Source organism: Streptomyces sp. WM4235 (genome assembly GCF_001279725.1).
Lineage (GTDB): Bacteria > Actinomycetota > Actinomycetes > Streptomycetales > Streptomycetaceae > Streptomyces.
On the sequence record NZ_LGDE01000252.1, the window covers coordinates 1 to 630 of the forward strand.

Consider the following 630-nt stretch of genomic DNA (forward strand, 5'->3'; position numbering starts at 1 on the left):
ACGCCACCGCCGCCGCCCACGGCAAGCGCGCCCAGTGCTTCGGCGGCGCCAAGAACCACATGATCGTGATGCCGGACGCCGATCTCGACCAGGCCGCCGACGCCCTGATCGGCGCCGGCTACGGTTCCGCGGGCGAACGCTGCATGGCCATCGCCGTCGCCGTCCCCGTGGGGGAGGAGACCGCGGACGCCCTGGTCGCCAAGTTGAAGGAGCGGATAGCCGCCCTGCGCATCGGCACCTCCGACGACCCGGACGCCGACTTCGGACCGCTCGTCAGCCGCGACGCCCTCGACCGGGTGAACCGCTACGTCGACATCGGGGTGACCGAGGGCGCCGAACTCGTCGTGGACGGACGCGGGTTCACCCTACCCGGGCACGAGAACGGCTACTTCGCCGGCGCCTCGCTCTTCGACCGGGTCACCCCCCGGATGCGGATCCACCGCGAGGAGATCTTCGGCCCGGTGCTGAGCGTCGTACGCGCCGCCGACTACGAGGAGGCGCTGCTCCTGCCCAGCGAGCACCCCTACGGCAACGGCGTCGCCATCTTCACCCGCGACGGTGACACCGCCCGCGACTTCACCCGACGGGTGGGCGCCGGCATGGTCGGCGTCAACGTGCCCATCCCCGTCC

1 protein-coding gene is annotated in these 630 nt (G+C 72.1%); it reads left to right on the forward strand.

Annotated features, from left to right (window positions below; all coding sequences use genetic code 11):
- Positions 1 to 630 (forward strand): aldehyde dehydrogenase family protein (locus ADK55_RS18595; protein ID WP_159041460.1); only part of this gene is annotated, 630 nt, incomplete at both ends.